At 74.3% G+C, this 14,888-nt stretch carries 13 protein-coding genes; 3 read left to right on the plus strand and 10 right to left on the minus strand.

The window, feature by feature from the left end; translation table 11 throughout:
* Window positions 1-12: 12 nt before the first annotated feature.
* On the minus strand, window positions 13-795 hold the full coding sequence (locus ACWC5C_RS06105; RefSeq protein ID WP_450874184.1) for an SAM-dependent methyltransferase: 783 nt from the start codon (window positions 793-795) through the stop codon (window positions 13-15).
* An 84-nt stretch (window positions 796-879) separates the two neighbouring features.
* Window positions 880-1,803, minus strand: a complete 924-nt coding sequence (locus ACWC5C_RS06110) for an alpha/beta fold hydrolase (RefSeq protein WP_450874186.1) — start codon at window positions 1,801-1,803, stop codon at window positions 880-882.
* Between the two features lie 74 nt (window positions 1,804-1,877).
* On the opposite strand from ACWC5C_RS06110, the gene ACWC5C_RS06115 reads away from it, so the two are divergent.
* Entirely contained in the window at window positions 1,878-4,241 is a 2,364-nt protein-coding gene (locus ACWC5C_RS06115) for a BTAD domain-containing putative transcriptional regulator (RefSeq protein WP_450874188.1), read from the plus strand.
* Here the strand turns inward: ACWC5C_RS06115 and ACWC5C_RS06120 are convergent.
* Window positions 4,238-4,375, minus strand: coding sequence for an SCO1431 family membrane protein (locus tag ACWC5C_RS06120; protein WP_450874190.1), 138 nt, complete (start codon window positions 4,373-4,375; stop codon window positions 4,238-4,240). The genes ACWC5C_RS06115 and ACWC5C_RS06120 overlap by 4 nt on opposite strands.
* A gap of 154 nt (window positions 4,376-4,529) precedes the next feature.
* Here ACWC5C_RS06120 and ACWC5C_RS06125 point away from each other — a divergent pair, with 154 nt between their 5' ends.
* Window positions 4,530-5,939, plus strand: coding sequence for an amidase (locus ACWC5C_RS06125; protein WP_450874192.1), 1,410 nt, complete (start codon window positions 4,530-4,532; stop codon window positions 5,937-5,939).
* Between the two features lie 196 nt (window positions 5,940-6,135).
* Here ACWC5C_RS06125 and ACWC5C_RS06130 read toward each other — a convergent pair whose 3' ends face one another.
* From ACWC5C_RS06130 to ACWC5C_RS06140, 3 genes are read right to left on the minus strand one after another with little or no spacing between them, the layout of a single operon-like run.
* Window positions 6,136-6,348: a hypothetical protein gene (locus ACWC5C_RS06130; RefSeq protein ID WP_450874194.1), complete on the minus strand. Its 213-nt coding sequence runs from the start codon at window positions 6,346-6,348 to the stop codon at window positions 6,136-6,138.
* A 14-nt stretch (window positions 6,349-6,362) separates the two neighbouring features.
* On the minus strand, window positions 6,363-6,989 hold the full coding sequence (locus tag ACWC5C_RS06135; RefSeq protein ID WP_450874196.1) for a SecDF P1 head subdomain-containing protein: 627 nt from the start codon (window positions 6,987-6,989) through the stop codon (window positions 6,363-6,365).
* Between the two features lie 32 nt (window positions 6,990-7,021).
* Window positions 7,022-8,611, minus strand: coding sequence for an acyl-CoA mutase large subunit family protein (locus tag ACWC5C_RS06140; protein ID WP_450874198.1), 1,590 nt, complete (start codon window positions 8,609-8,611; stop codon window positions 7,022-7,024).
* A gap of 132 nt (window positions 8,612-8,743) precedes the next feature.
* Between ACWC5C_RS06140 and ACWC5C_RS06145 the strand changes: the two genes are divergently transcribed.
* Entirely contained in the window at window positions 8,744-9,658 is a 915-nt protein-coding gene (locus ACWC5C_RS06145) for a L,D-transpeptidase family protein (RefSeq protein ID WP_450874200.1), read from the plus strand.
* 168 nt (window positions 9,659-9,826) lie between these two features.
* Here the strand turns inward: ACWC5C_RS06145 and ACWC5C_RS06150 are convergent, their stop codons facing one another.
* The 4 genes from ACWC5C_RS06150 to ACWC5C_RS06165 form a co-directional block, all read right to left on the minus strand.
* Window positions 9,827-11,008, minus strand: a complete 1,182-nt coding sequence (locus tag ACWC5C_RS06150) for a hypothetical protein (protein WP_450874202.1) — start codon at window positions 11,006-11,008, stop codon at window positions 9,827-9,829.
* Complete coding sequence (locus ACWC5C_RS06155; RefSeq protein WP_385438984.1) at window positions 11,008-11,652, minus strand: RNA polymerase sigma factor; 645 nt, start codon at window positions 11,650-11,652, stop codon at window positions 11,008-11,010. Before ACWC5C_RS06155 ends, ACWC5C_RS06150 begins: the two co-directional genes overlap by 1 nt.
* A gap of 55 nt (window positions 11,653-11,707) precedes the next feature.
* Window positions 11,708-12,748, minus strand: a complete 1,041-nt coding sequence (locus ACWC5C_RS06160; protein ID WP_450874204.1) for a DUF4328 domain-containing protein — start codon at window positions 12,746-12,748, stop codon at window positions 11,708-11,710.
* Between the two features lie 352 nt (window positions 12,749-13,100).
* Window positions 13,101-14,747 carry a beta-N-acetylhexosaminidase gene (locus ACWC5C_RS06165; RefSeq protein WP_450874206.1) on the minus strand — a complete coding sequence of 549 codons (1,647 nt, stop codon included), beginning with the start codon at window positions 14,745-14,747 and terminating at the stop codon, window positions 13,101-13,103.
* Window positions 14,748-14,888: the final 141 nt, after the last annotated feature.

Raw genomic sequence — 14,888 nt, forward strand, 5'->3', positions numbered from 1 at the left:
CGGCTTGCGGGCTTACGGCTTGCGGGCCACGCCTCCGTACGCGTCCACCGCGTGGGTGTCGGCTTCCGGCCGCCAGTGGGTGATCGGGACGATGCCCGGGTCCAGCACATCGAGCCCGTCGAAGAACGACGCGATCTCGTCCACCGGACGGACGTAATACGGCACCGCCCCGCTCGCGTTGTACGCCGCCGAGGCCGCGATCATGCCCTCGCTGGTGGCGGTGGAGTCGCCGATCACCAGATAGCTGCCGGACGGCAGCCCCGCCATCAGACGGCCCACCAGCGAACGGACCTCGGCGGGCTCGGCGACGTGGCCGAGGACGTTCAGGAGGACGAGGGCGACCGGGCGGGTGAGGTCCAGCGTCCCGGCCGCCGCCGCGAGGACGGCGTCCGGGGCGTAGAGGTCCGCGTCGAGGTAGTCGGTGGCGCCCTCGGGGGTGCTGCTCAGCAGGGTGCGGGCGTGCACCAGCACGAGCGGGTCGTTGTCGACGTACACGATCCGCGCGTCCGGCGCGACGCGCTGCGCCACCTGGTGGGTGTTGTCGGCCGTCGGCAGGCCCGTCCCGATGTCCAGGAACTGCCGTACGCCGTGCTCGGCGGCCAGGCAGGTGACCGCGCGGGCGAGGAAGTGGCGGCTGGCCACCGCGACATCGGCCAGGCCCGGGAAGATCTCCTTGATCTGGTCGCCGACCTCGCGGTCGGCCTCGTAGTGATCCTTGCCGCCCACGAAGTAGTTCCAGAAACGGGCGGAGTGCGGCTTGGTGGTGTCGATGCGCTGCGCGACATCATCGGACACGGAGCGGGCTCCTGACGGGTGGGGGCCGTGCGTACGGATGACCTGCCGCCAAGCTAGCCGGAGTTGACTTCCCGTAGGGCGGTTTTACGGCCTACGGGAGGTGCGGGCCAGGAGCGTGCGCAGCGCCTTCGCGACGTCGGCGGGCGCCTCCTCGGCCATGAAGTGGCCGTACGACACGGTCGCGTGGTGCAGATCGGGCGCCCACGCGCGCCACAGGGCCTCCGCGTCGAACCCGAGGGCGGCGCCCCAGTCCTGCTGCAGGACGGCGACCGGCATCCGCAGCCGGTGGCCCGCTTCCCGGTCGGCCCGGTCGTGTTCGGCGTCGATCCCGGCGGAGGCCCGGTAGTCGGCGACGATCGAGGGGACGGCGGCGCGGCAGGCGTCCAGGTACGCGGTGCGGACGGGGGCGGGGATCGCGGCGGGGTCCGTGGCCCAGAGGTCGAGGAAGTGGCCGAAGAAGTCGTCCGGGGCGGCGGCGATCATCCGCTCGGGCAGGCCGGGGGGCTGCGCCATCAGGTAGAGGTGGAAGCCGACGGCCGCGGTGGTGCCGTGCATGGCCTCCCACATGTCCAGCGTCGGCAGCACGTCGAGGGCGGCGAGGTGGGTGATGGCCTCCGGGTGGTCGAGCCCGGCGCGGAAGGCGACCAGGGCGCCGCGGTCGTGCCCGGCGAGGGCGAAGCGGTCGTGGCCGAGCGCGCGGGCTACGGCCACGATGTCGGCGGCCATCGTGCGCTTGGCGTACGTGGTGCCGTCGTCGGCCTCGGCCGGTTTGTCGCTCGCGCCGTAGCCGCGCAGGTCGGGGCAGATGACGGTGTGGTCGGCCGCCAGGTCGGCGGCGACGTGCCGCCACATCAGGTGGGTCTGCGGGAAGCCGTGCAGGAGGACGACGGGGGTGCCGGTTCCGCCTACGGCGACGTTGAGTTTGATGCCGTCGTGGGCGGCGATGCGGCGATAGTCGAAGCCGGGGATGGCAGGGGTGGTGTGCTGTGACCTGTTCTGCTGTGGCATGTGACGAGGCTGCCGCGCCCCAATCAGCAGCCGATCAGCGCCGGGGCGTGCCGGGGTGTGGTTACGGTGGCCGGGTGACGTGGGAACGGGTCGCGTTCGGTGTGCTCGGGCCGGTGGTGGCGGAGGGCGACGGCGGCGCGCTCGCGTTGAAGGGGCCCCGGCACCGGGCGGTGCTGGCGCGGCTGATCGTGGCCCGCCGCCGGGTCGTACCGGTGGCGCGGCTGGTCGAGGACCTGTGGGACGAGCCCCCGGCGGGGGCCGTGGGCGCCGTACAGACCTTCGTCGGCGCCCTCCGCCGCGCCCTGGAACCCGACCGTCCGCCGCGCACCCGGGCCCGGCTGCTGGTCACCGAGGGCCCCGGGTACGCGCTGCGGGCGGCGCCCGACGCGGTGGACGCGTGGCGCTTCGAGGCGGCCGTGGGCGCCGCCACGACCCTGCCGCCCACGGCGGCGCTGCGGCGGCTCGGCGAGGCGCTGGAGCTGTGGCGCGGTCCGGCGTACGCGGAGTTCGAGGCGGAGCCCTGGACCCGCGCCGAACGCTCCCGCCTGGCCGAACTGCGGCTCCGCGCCGTCGAGCAGCGCGCCGAGACCCTGCTCGCCCTCGGACGCCCCGCCGAGGCGGTCCCCGACCTCGACGCCCACCTGACCGACCACCCCTGGCGCGAGGACGCCTGGCGCCTGCTGGCCCTCGCCCTCTACCGCTCGGACCGCCAGGCCGACGCCCTGTCCGCCCTCCGCAGGGCCCGCACCACCCTGACCACCCACCTGGGCCTGGACCCCAGCCCCCGCCTCCGCCACCTCCAGTCAGCCATCCTGACCCAGGACCCCGGCCTGGACGCCTCCGCTCCGACACCCCCGACGACGCCCCTCGGCCCCCTGGCGGCAGCGACCTGGGCCACCCCCGGCCAGCCGCCCGACCCAGTGGCGACGATGCCCGCCGCCGGACCAACGACATCCGCCGGACCCCCGACCACGACCGGGCCCGGCGCCGGGCCGGTCACGCTCACCGGACCCCCGACTACGGCCGAGCCCGGAACGCCGCCCGGCCAGACCGCCGGGCCCGGCATGCCCACCGGCCGGACATCCTGCACGCCAGCCGTCGCCGGGTCGGGCGCCCTGGCCGGAACGCAGGAGCCCACCACCGAGGCGGGCGGCTCCGCCGTGTCTGGTGCGGGGGCGCTTGGCGGGTTCGGGGCGGGCGAGCGCGCAGGCGGGGCGGCTCGGGTTTGGGATGAGGTGGCTGCCGTCTATGGGCGGACCGTCGGCGGTGGGGCGCGGGCTCGGCTGGAGGCGGCGGTCGGGCTCATCCGGAACCTTGCCGTGACCGGCGGCGGCGGGCTGGAGGCCGCCCGGCAGCACCGGTTGGCGGCCATCACCGCCGCCGAGGAGTGCGGCGATCCGGAACTCACCGCGCGGGTGATCGGCGCGTACGACGTCCCCGCGATCTGGACCCGTAGCGACGACCCGGAGCTGGCGGCCCGGATCGTCGGCGCGGCCGAGCGCGCCCTGGCCGCGCTGCCCTCGCTGCCCGAGGGCAGCGCGGCGCGCTGTCGGCTGCTGGCCACCGTCGCGCTGGAGTCGCGCGGCACCCGCTCCCCGCGCGGGCCCGAGGCGGCGCGGGAGGCCGAGGGGATCGCCCGGCGGCTGGACGATCCGGCGCTGCTGGTCTTCGTCCTCAACGGGGCGTTCATGCAGGCCTGCACCCGGGCCGGGCTCGCGCCCCGGCGGGACGCGATCGGGGCGGAGCTGGTCGCGGTGGCCGCCCGGCACGGGCTGGTGACGTACGAGGTGCTGGGCCACCTGGTCCGGCTCCAGGCGCGCTGCGCGCTCGGCGACTTCGCGGCCGCGGACGGCCACGCCGCCGCCGCGGACCGGCTGGCCGCGCGCCACGAACTGCCGCTCGTCGGCGTCTTCACCGAGTGGTACGCGGCGCTACGGCTCGCCGCGGCCGGGCAGACGGCGCGGGCCGAGGCCGCGTACCGGGCCGCGGCCGGGCGGCTGGCGGGGGCCGGGATGCCGGGGGTGGAGCGGGGGCTGTTGCCGCTGGCGCTGCTGTGCCTGCGGCTGTCCGGCGGTGAGCGCTCCGCCGCGCGGGAGGCTGGCCGGGGCGTCGTCGACCTGGGCGCGGACTGGGGTCCGTACCGGCCCTGGGCCGAGCCGTTCGCCCTGCCCGCCGACCAGGCGCGGGCGGCGCTGCGCGCCCTGCCGGAGCCGCCCGCGGACCTGCTGTACGAGGCGCTGTGCTGCCTGGAGGCGGCGGCCGCCCTGGAACTCGGCGACCGGGACACCCTCCACCGCGCCCACGCCCGCCTCCTCCCCGCATCGGGCCAGCTCGCGGGCGCGGCCAGCGGCCTGCTGACCGTCGGCCCGGTGGACCGCCACCTGTCCGCGATCGCGGCGGCGCTGGACGGCGCACGCCCGGCGCAGCCCGGGCGCTAGAACAGGCCCAGCTGGGCGGCGAACATCGCCATGGCGATGGCGAGCACCCAGCCCATGGCCTGTTCCATCAGCTTGTCGTGGTCGGAGCCGGAGGGGCCGCCGGTGCCGGTCCGGTGGACCGCGATGTCGCTCATGCGGGTCGTCCTTGCTGCTTGAGGAAGATCAGGAGGATGGTGATGATGGTGATGAAACGGGCAATCACTGTTGCCCAGGGTGCGTGGCCTTCCCCGCTCGGGTAAAGGGGGAGTGGCGTAACTCACCTATCTGTGAGACCGAGGAGGTCCATCGTTGACCAGCGTGATTCCGAAGGGGCTGGGCGAGCAGGTCAGGGCGCTGGCCGACGGCGAGGTGACCTCGCGGGCGCTGGTCGAGCAGGCGCTGCGCCGCATCGCCGAGACCCAGGCCACGCTGAACGCCTTCCGGCGCGTCCGGGCCGAGGCCGCGCTGCGCGAGGCCGCCGACGCCGACCGGCGGCTGGCGGCGGGCGAGCGGCTGCCGCTCCTCGGGGTGCCCCTCGCGGTCAAGGACGATACGGATGTGGCGGGCGAGCCGACCGCGTTCGGCTGCTGCGGCGACTTCCCGGCCAAGACGGAGGACGGTGAGGCGGTACGGCGGCTCCGGGCGGCCGGGGCCGTGATCGTCGGCAAGACGAACACGCCCGAGCTGGGCCAGTGGCCGTTCACCGAGGGCCCCGCCTTCGGCGACACCCGCAACCCCTGGAGCCTCGCCCACACCCCCGGCGGCTCCTCCGGCGGCGCCGCGGCCGCCGTCGCCGCCGGGCTGGTCCCCGCCGCGCTCGGCTCGGACGGCGCGGGGTCGGTCCGTATCCCGGCCGCCTGGACGCATCTCGTCGGCATCAAGCCGCAGCGCGGCCGGATCTCCACCTGGCCGGACGCCGAGGCCTTCAACGGCATCACCTGCAACGGCCCCCTCGCCCGCACCGTCGCCGACGCCGCCCTGCTGCTGCACGCGGCCAGCGGTAACCGCGACGGCGACCTGCACTGTCCCGACCCCATCGACGTGCTGTCCGCCCCGGGGCGCGATCCGGGGCGGCTGCGGATCGCCCTGTCGTTCAAGCCCGCGTTCACGGGTACGCCGAAAAGCCTGGACCCGGCCGTCCGCGCCGCCGTGACCGGCCTCGCCGAGCGGCTGGCCGCCCTCGGCCACGAGGTCGAGGAGGCCGAGCCGCGCTACGGCGCCGTCGGGCTCGCCTTCCTGCCCCGCGCCACGGCGGGCCTGTGCGAATGGGCGGCCCGGGTGCCCGATCCGCTCCTGCTGGACGTCCGTACGCGCGCCGCCGTCCGCAACGGCCGCCTCCTGCGCGGCGGCGCCCTGCGGCTGGCCCGCGCGGCCGAAGGGCCCCTGCGGCGCCGGGTCGGCGCCATCTTCCGCCGGTACGACGTCGTCCTCTCCCCGACGACCGCCACCCCGCCGCTGCGGATCGGCGCCATGGCCCGGCTGTCCGGCTGGCACACCGACCGCGCGATGATCGCGGCCTGCCCGTACGCCTGGCCCTGGAACGTCATGGGCTGGCCCGCCGTCAGCGTCCCCGCGGGCTTCGCCGACCCCGCCGCCACCCTCCCCCTGGGCGCCCAGCTCCTGGGCCCGGCGTGCAGCGAACCCTTGCTGATCTCCCTGGCCGCCCAGCTGGAGGCCGACCAGCGCTGGCACGAACGCTGGCCGACGACCGCCGCCTGACGTCACCCGACCGCGCCCCACCCCCGCCGGGGCCGTTCCGGCCGCCCGGGACTGGCCCCGCCTGACGGGGGCGCGGGGGCGCGGGCCGGGTCCCGGACCGGCTGCCGAGGCGCGGCGGGGCGGAGCGTGTCCGCGCGTCTGGCGAGGCGTGCCGGGGTGCCCCCGGGCCCGCTCCGGAGCGGGCCCGCCGCGCGGCTCAGAACAGCGGCTGCTGGCCCTGGGTCGGCGGCTCGTCCCCGCCGAACAGCTTCGGCGGGGTGGTCAGCAGCGGCGCGATCCGCCGCGACCCCGGACAGGAGACCAGCTCGTAGTCGGAGCGGCGGCCCGGCGGGTCGTGGCGGGCGAAGCGACCGCCGACGACCGCGATCTCACGGGTGCAGACCGGACAGGTGCGGCGGGGAGCAGACATGATCCCAGTGTCGCTCACTCGCCCCGGATGTCCCGGGCGAGCTGGCGCGCCGAGTCCCCGGTGAAGCTCCCGGAGATCTGGACGGTGCCCCCGGTGAGGGCCTGCGCGACGGACGGCGCGGACAGCAGCGTGCCGTCGCGCACCATGGCCAGCTGATTCTGCGGCGGCTGCCGGGCGGCCAGCGTGCCGGTGAGCCGCGCGAACCGGGCGCGGTCGCGGCCGGTGAGGCCGACGGTCACGACCCAGCCCGCGCCCGATGTCACGTAACTCGCCTTCGCCCAGGCGGGCCGCGCCGTCATACCGGAGTCGGGCGTGACGACGTAGCAGGTGTCCGCCTTGGCGTCGCGGTACGTGGCGTACGCGTCGGGGCTCGCGCCCAGCGCCGTACGCCCCGGGCAGGGGCCCTGGACGGACGACGCGACGGGGAGGAACCGCAGCGGCTCCGCGTCCCGCGCCACGGCGGAGGGCGCGGCGGAGGACGGCGGCGCGGAGGAGGGGCGCGCGGCGGCGCTTCCGCCCGGCCTGTCGAAGACCCGGCCCGCGTCCCCGTCCCCGTCCCCGTCCCCCTCCCCGCCGCTACAGCCCGCGATCGCCAGCGCGCACCCGAGGGCCGCCGCGCCCCGCCACCATGAAGCCCTCATCGGACCATCCCCCCTGATAAAGCGATTACCGCTCAGAATGCATCAGCCGGGACATACGTGCCCCACACTTCCCGCAACGCGTCGCACACTTCGCCGAGCGTGGCCCGCGCGGCGAGCGCGTCCTTCATCGGGTAGAGCACATTGGCCGTGCCCGGTTCGCTCTCGGCCGCCTTCTTCAGCGCCGCCAGCGCCGCCGCCACCGCCGCCCGGTCCCGCCCGGCCCGGAGCCGGGCGAGCCGGTCGCGCTGGCGCTCCTCGATGGCCGGGTCCACGCGCAGCGGTTCGTACGGCTCCTCCGCGTCGATCCGGAACCGGTTCACGCCGACCACCACCCGCTCCCCCGCCTCCTGTTCCCGCGCGATGCGATACGCGTTGCGCTCGATCTCGTCCTTCTGGAAGCCCTGTTCGATGGCGGCCACGGAGCCGCCCAGATCCTCGATCCGGCGCATCAGGTCCACCGCCGCCTCCTCGACGGCGTCGGTCAGCGCCTCCACCGCGTACGAGCCCGCGAACGGGTCGACGGTCGCCGTCACGTCCGTCTCGTACGCCAGCACCTGCTGGGTGCGCAGCGCGAGCCGGGCCGAGGTGGCGGTGGGCAGGGCGATGGCCTCATCGAAGGCGTTGGTGTGCAGCGACTGGGTGCCGCCGAGGACCGCCGCGAGCCCCTGGACGGCGACCCGGACGAGGTTCACCTCGGGCTGCTGGGCGGTGAGTTGGACCCCCGCCGTCTGCGTGTGGAAGCGCAGCATCTGCGACTTCGGGTCACGCGCCCCGAATTCCTCGCGCATCACCCGCGCCCAGATCCGGCGCGCGGCGCGGAACTTGGCGACCTCTTCCAGGAGGGTCGTACGGGACACGAAGAAGAACGAGAGGCGCGGCGCGAAATCGTCCACGCCCATGCCCGCCGCGAGGGCCGTACGGACGTACGCGATGCCGTCCGCGAGCGTGAACGCGATCTCCTGCGCGGGCGAGGCACCGGCCTCGGCCATGTGATAGCCGGAGATCGAGATCGTGTTCCATTTGGGCAGGGCGGTCCGGCAGTACTGGAAGATGTCCGCGATGAGCCGCAGCGAGGGCGCGGGCGGGAAGATGTACGTGCCGCGCGCGATGTACTCCTTGAGGACGTCGTTCTGGATGGTGCCGGTCAGCCGGTCCCCCGGCACCCCCTGCTCCTCGGCGACGAGTTGATAGAGGAGCAGCAGCAGCGCGGCGGGCGCGTTGATCGTCATCGACGTCGAGACCCGGTCGAGCGGAATGCCGTCGAACAGGACGCGCATGTCCTCGATCGAGTCGATGGCGACGCCGACCTTGCCGACCTCGCCGTGCGCGAGCGGCGCGTCGGAGTCGTAGCCCATCTGGGTGGGCAGGTCGAACGCGACCGACAGACCGGTGGTGCCGTGCTCGATCAGCTCCCGGTAGCGGGCGTTGGACTCGGCGGCGGTGCCGAACCCCGCGTACTGACGCATCGTCCACGGACGGCCGGTGTACATCGACGGATAGACGCCACGGGTGAACGGGTACGCGCCGGGCTCGCCGATCCCGCCGAGGTCGCGGCGACCGTCATCACCACCGGGCCCGTACACCGGCTCGATCGGGAAGCCCGACTCCGACTCGCGCGCCATGAGTCCCTGCCTTCCGGTGGCTTATACCTGCCCTTGTACCCATTCAGGGCCTTCTTCACAGCATGCGCCGATGTTCACGGCACGGCAGCCCCGGGCAACATTCCGGGCGACGAACCGGCGATAGGGGGATGCATGCACGGAAGATCGGTCGTCCGCACCGCACTCGCCACAGCCGCGGCCGCGGCCCTCGTGGCGGGCTGCCGGGGCGAGACGGTGACCCTGGACGGACAGCGACATACCAGAGCGGCGGAGCCACGGGCGGGCACGAGTACGGCGAGCACGGCGCCCCGTACCCCGGCGGCCGCCGCGCCGCGCCCGCACCGCACGTACACCCACACCCCACGGGCCACCCACCGCCCGGCGACCCCGCCCCGCACCCGGGTGGCGGCGAAGCCGCGCACCGCCCCGAGGGTGGCGCCGCCCGTCGTCGCCTTCGGCACCAGCGGCGAACGGGTGCGCGAACTCCAGGCCCGGCTGCGCCAGCTCGGGCACTTCGACCGCAACCCGACCGGCTACTTCGGCACGGTGACGCGCGCGTCGGTCGCCTCGTACCAGCGCGCCCGGGGCCTCACGGCCACCGGCTCGGTGGACAGCCGCACCTGGACCTCCCTGCGGTCCCGCACCACCCCGCCCACCCGCGACCAGCTGTACCCGCCGACCACCAACCCGCTGGCCAAGCCGGATTCACGGTGCCTGACGGGGCGGGTGCTGTGCATCAGCAAGAACAGCCGGACGCTGGCGTGGATGATCAACGGCCGGGTCGTGTCGGCCATGGACGTGCGCTTCGGCTCGCAGTACACGCCGACCCGGGAGGGGCTGTTCCAGGTCAACTTCAAGAGCCGGGACCACGTCTCGACGATCTACGAAACCCCGATGCCGTACGCGATGTTCTTCAGCGGCGGCCAGGCGGTGCACTACTCGGCCGACTTCGCCGCCCGGGGCTACAGCGGGGCGTCGCACGGATGTGTGAACGTGCGCGACAAGAAGAAGATCGCGGCGGTCTTCAACCAGGTGAAGGCTGGCGACAAGGTCGTGGTCTACAAGTAGGGCGAGGTAAGTGGCGCGGGCAGAGCCGGGGGAACGTGCTCTGCCCGCGCCGATGCGCGGAGCCGTCGGTACGGGGGGAACCTCGGCTCCCGCGCGGCCGATGACCAGTCGGCCCGTTTCTTACTGCGTCGCCCCTGAAAAAAACGTCACACCTGGTTCCTGGGAGGCTCAGGAAGCGCCGGATTTCGCTGGCTTCGCGGGGTCCGACGGAGTCGTGGAGGCGCCGTCGGACGGGGTGCCGGACGGGGTGCTCGACGGGCTGTCGGACGGGTCGCCGGACGGCGTACCGGACAGGGTGCTCGACGGGACATCGCTCGGCGTGGGCTCCGGGCTCTGCGTACCGGGCGGCGGCGGAGGCGCCGGGTGGGAGGACCCGTCGTCACCGCTCCCGGAGTCGTCGTTGCCGGTACCGGAAGGCGTGACCGTACCGCCGCGCGGAACGGCGGTGTCGCCGACGAGCTGTACGCAGTAGTCGTGGATGGCGGACCGGCCGCCCGCCGCCCGCTTCAGCTTGTTCATCGCCTTCCGGCCGACGTCCGGTCCGGTACCGGCCTCCGCCGCGAGGTAGCGGCGGCAGGCGCCCAGGGCGCGCTGTCCGGTGCCGTTGTTCTTGCCGTCGCCGATGCCGGTGCCGGATTTCCGGGCCCCGGGGGCGCCCTTCTCCCCCTTGCCGGGCTTCCCGGGCTTGTCGCGCCCGTCGTGCTTGCCGTGCTTGCCGTGCTTGTCCTTGCCGTGGCCCTCGCCCGGCACGCCCCGGCCCTGGGGGCCCTCGGAGGTCCCGCCGCCGGTGTCGTCGGGCGCCGTCGACGCGCCGCCGCCCTCGGAGATCTCCGGCCGCACCGAGTCCCCTCCCCCGGGGCCGGTGTCCGACACGCTCGATCCCGGGCCCGGGGTGCCGCCGCTCTGCCCGAACGGCAGGACACCGGCCGCCGCCGCGACGGCGAAACCGCTCAGCGCGCAGCCCGCGACCGCGGCCACCATGCCCGCGCGCAGCGGACGCCGCGTCCAGCGCCCTCCGGCCGGTCGCGCTATGCGCGTTGACTTGTCGCCGACCTGGGCTTCTACCGAAAGGGGAACCACGGTCGGCGGGGTCGGCTTAGCGTGTGCGGCGCGGAACGCGGCCACCGCCGTGTCCTCGCCGGGAAGCGGGCTCGTGCCCTCGGCGGCGCCGTCCGGGCGGCGGGCCTCCTCGGCCACGGCGCTGAGCACGGCGGCCAGCCGTTCCGCTTCGGCGTGCGGCCGATCGCTCCGGCCGTCGGGGGTGCCGTGCTGCCCCTCGACCGGTTCACCTCGAAGCAGCCGCTCCGCGGCCTTGTCATCCAGCCAGCTGTAGCGGTGGTCGTCGGCCATCACATGTCTTTCTGCGTTGGCGCGCCCGATTCCGTCACACCCGCGGACCTGGCCACCCCCGTCTCCCGCTGCCCGGGTATCCCGTCGAGCACGGGTGTGTCGCCGAGGAGATCGGCCAGCCGCCGCAGGCCACGGTGCGCGGCGGTCCGTACCGCGCCGGGGCGCTTGCCCAGCACCGCGGCCGCGCTCTTGGCGTCCAGGCCGAGGACCACCCGCAGCACCACGGCCTCCGCCTGGTCCTGCGGGAGCTGGGCGATCAGGCTGAGCGCGCGGCCGGTGCCGAGGGCCTCCAGCGCCTCACCGGCGGTGTCGGCCTCGGACGCCCGGGACTCCAGCTCGGTCTCGTCGGCGCCGATGACCGGGCGGCGGCCGCGCATGCGTATGTGGTCGAGGGCGCGGTTACGGGCGATGCGCGCGGCCCAGCCGCGGAACCGGTCGGCGTCGCCGTGGAACCGTCCGAGGTCGCGGGCTATCTGCAGCCAGGACTCGGAGGTGATGTCCTCCGCGTCCGCGTCGCCGACCAGGGTGCGCACGTAACCGAGCAGGCGCGGGTGGACAGACCGGTAGACGGCCCGGAAGGCGGTCTCGTCCCCGGCCTGTGCCGCGTTCACCGCGGCGGTCAGTTCCGCGTCGTCCCCCTGCACGCTCTCTTCCTGCCCCACTCGGAGAAGTCTCGGTCCAGCGATGCCGGGCGGCGCGCTAGCCCTGCCCGTACGGCGGCTGCGGCCCGGCGGGCGGGCCGGACGGCGGGGCGGGCGGGGCCTGCGGGACGACCGGGGGCATCTGCGGTGCGCCGCCGCCGTACGGGGACGGGGCGGGCGCGCCGTACGGGTTGGCCGGGGCGCCGCCGTACGGATTGGCGGGGGCGCCGCCGTACGGGGCACCCGCACCCATCGGGGCCTGCGGCGGCATCTGGCCGTACGGGGCCTGCGGCGGCAGCGCGGCGCGCTGCTCCTGCATCGCGGTGATCTGCCGGACGAGCAGCAGGCCGAGGATCGCGGCGGCGATGGTGAGCAGGTACGCGAAGCAGTTCGTGCCGATCGCCGTCTGCATGTCCTCGATGGCGCCCCGCGCCCCGAAGATGCCGCTGTCGAGGGCCCGCTGCCGGGCGTTGCTCCACTGCCCCAGGGACAGGCTGAAGAGCGGGCCGCTGATCACCCAGCACACCCACCAGCCGTTGAGCAGATTGCGGTTGGCCTGGTGCGGGCCCTGCGGGGAGCTGGCGCGCCAGATGTCGTTGGCGATCTGCTTGGGGAACCAGAGGCTGACCACGGGGGTGAACCAGGCGCCCGCCGCCCATCCGGCGCTGAAGCGGTGCTGGCCCGGCGCGAACGTCTCGGCGTTCACCCGCAGCCGCCGGAACCAGATGGGCCACACGATGGCGACCGCGAGCATGGACAGCGAGGAGACGACCAGCGCGAAGGCGTAGAAGTCGTCGGCGTCGTCGGCGTCCGAGCCGGACACCGATACGCCGTCCAGGACGTCCCCGTAGAGGTTGTACTGCTGGACGCGGGCGATGAACGCCAGGATCAGCACGGCGATGGTCACGCCGAACAGCACGGTGAGCGTCGTGGCCAGCCCGCGCCGCAGATCGACACCGCCGGGCGGCATGCCCATCGGCGACGCAGCGGGGTAGCCGCCGGGCCCGGCCATCGGCTGCTGCTGCTGATAGGTGCCGCACGCAGCGCAGCGACCGTCGGGGCCGACGGCGGCAGCGCGGCAGTTCCCGCACGGATACATTTCTTGATCCCCCTGGGGACGTGGCCCGACCGGAACCACGCGAGAAAATAAATCTGACCGCGCCCACAGCGCGGACCTGCACGTTACGGGCATCCGACCGGTCCCGTCCAGAGTCGGCCCAGGGCATGGACGCGACCGGCGTGCCCGTAACGGTCAGGTTTCGAGTCCACGGCGGGTGTGACGTATTCGAAGCGTGCGACGCTATAAGGAGCAAGGGCCTTAGCTGGCCCAAGCTGGACGGCGGTCGGGGCCTCTCCTGTGGGGGGTGGCGGCCCCGGCCGTCCCTCCTTCTCTCCCCCTCTACCGCGCAGGCCTCTACCACCCAGGCCTCTACCGCGCTGCCCGCTGCCGCTCAGACTCCCAGCCGGTTGGCGAGACGGGTGAAGTCGGCCCAGCTCAGCGGGGGTGTCCCGGGGTCCCACAGGCGCTGGGAGAGCGCGGCGAGCGGCAGCCGGATGCCCTTGGCCACCTGCTGCTCGGTCTGGGCTTCGGGCTGGTCGGACCAGACCGCGAAGCGGCCGCCGAGGACGCGGCTCGGGCCGGTCAGCTTTTTGTCGGAGACGGGCTGGGTCCCGCGCAGGGTGCCGGGGGTCCATTCGTCGTAGATGCGCTTGCCGGTGGGGTAGTAGAAGCCGTTGGGCTCACCGAGCACGTAATAGAGGTACTCGGAGTTGAGGTTCACCACGTTCCGGCCCTCGCGCAGATACTCCACCGGCGGCCGGGCGGACCACCGGGTGCGGCCCGTCCAGTACTCGACCTCGATGTTCTTGTCCGGGGTGATGACGCCGCCGCTGAAGAAGCCGTCGTTCCACGCCTTGGGCTCCTTGCCGAGCGAGCGGGCGACCGCCGCCCGGTCGTTCAGCCAGCCGGTGGCCAGGTCCTGGACGGTGGCCTGTGAGCCGTACTTGCGCTTCGCGGCGGCGACCAGCTGCGGGAACGAGGCCTCGGGGTCCTTCACGGTGAGCGCCAGGTACTCGTCGGCGCCCAGGTGCCAGTAGCGGCCCGGGAAAAGCGGGGCGTACTCGCGCATCAGCTGGTCGACGATCCGGGCCGAGCCCGGCTTGGAGATGTCCACGTCGCCCTGGAACGAGGTGCCGCCCGCGTTGCGCAGCTGGAGGTCCGGGTACTGGCGGATCACCGCGCCGAGGTGGCCGGGCGAGTCGATCTCGGGCACGACCGTGATGTGCAGCTGCCCGGCGAGCGCGACGATCCGCCGGACCTGGGCCTTGGTCAGATGCTGCGGCGAGACGATCTCGGGGTTGGTATCGCTTTGGATACGAAATCCCTGGTCGTCCGAGAAGTGCAGCCCCAGCTGGTTGAGCTTGAGGTCGGCCATCTCGCGCAGCCGCGCCTCGATCCAGCTGGCGGTGTAGAACTTGCGCGCGATGTCCAGGTTCAGCCCGCGCTGGGAGCGGCCGGGGCGGTCGTTGATGACGCCCTCGGGGAGCTTGCCGCCGGAGCGCAGGGCCTGCTTCACGGTCCGGGTGCCGTAGAAGACGCCCGCGGTGGCCGGTCCGGTGACGCGGGCGGCGCCCTTGCGGACGGTGAGCCGGTACGCCTCGGCGCCGCCGCCCTGACCTGGCGCGACGGCGAGGGACAGATCACCTCGGCGCGGGGTGCCGGAGGCGGTGCGCAGCCCCAGCTCGTCGGCGATCATGCGGGCCTCGTCGGCGAGCGGGCCCTTGAGGTCGGCGACCACCCGGCTGTTCTTGCCGGGCTTCCAGCCGGGTCCTGACTTCGGCGTGAAGTCGCGCACGGAGGGGATCGTGCGGGGTGCGGCGGAGTGCGGCGCGGTGGACGTGGGCGCCGTACCGGCATGGGTGGCGGATGAGCCCGCGGTGTGTCGCGTGGGGAGGGAGGGCGCCCGTGGGGAGCCCGAGCCGTTGTTCGTCGACTGCGTCTGCTGGCAGCCGAGGCCGATCAGGACGACGGTCGCGGCGGCACCGGCGATGCCGCCGCGGAGGATGGCCGCCTTGGCGGCTCTGACGGGCAACCCCATGGCGCGCACCTCCTGCTATCGGACTGTGCTGCTGCGGCGCTGCGGCGGCCGCTCGGGCCGCGATGTCTACATCACGCCACAAAACGTCCCCCTACGAGTGAATTTACGCTCTCTCCGCCACACCCACCTCTCCACGTCGTT

The sequence above is a fragment of the Streptomyces sp. NPDC001700 genome (assembly GCF_053596435.1).

Coding starts and splice junctions, on each gene's coding strand:
- ACWC5C_RS06140 (WP_450874198.1), bottom strand. CDS start 8,611: ATGGCGCGCGAGTCGGAGTCGGGCTTCCCGATCGAGCCGGTGTACGGG.
- ACWC5C_RS06130 (WP_450874194.1), bottom strand. CDS start 6,348: ATGTCTGCTCCCCGCCGCACCTGTCCGGTCTGCACCCGTGAGATCGCG.
- ACWC5C_RS06150 (WP_450874202.1), bottom strand. CDS start 11,008: ATGGCCGACGACCACCGCTACAGCTGGCTGGATGACAAGGCCGCGGAG.
- ACWC5C_RS06145 (WP_450874200.1), top strand. CDS start 8,744: ATGCACGGAAGATCGGTCGTCCGCACCGCACTCGCCACAGCCGCGGCC.
- ACWC5C_RS06120 (WP_450874190.1), bottom strand. CDS start 4,375: ATGAGCGACATCGCGGTCCACCGGACCGGCACCGGCGGCCCCTCCGGC.
- ACWC5C_RS06165 (WP_450874206.1), bottom strand. CDS start 14,747: ATGGGGTTGCCCGTCAGAGCCGCCAAGGCGGCCATCCTCCGCGGCGGC.
- ACWC5C_RS06110 (WP_450874186.1), bottom strand. CDS start 1,803: ATGCCACAGCAGAACAGGTCACAGCACACCACCCCTGCCATCCCCGGC.
- ACWC5C_RS06135 (WP_450874196.1), bottom strand. CDS start 6,989: ATGAGGGCTTCATGGTGGCGGGGCGCGGCGGCCCTCGGGTGCGCGCTG.
- ACWC5C_RS06160 (WP_450874204.1), bottom strand. CDS start 12,748: ATGTATCCGTGCGGGAACTGCCGCGCTGCCGCCGTCGGCCCCGACGGT.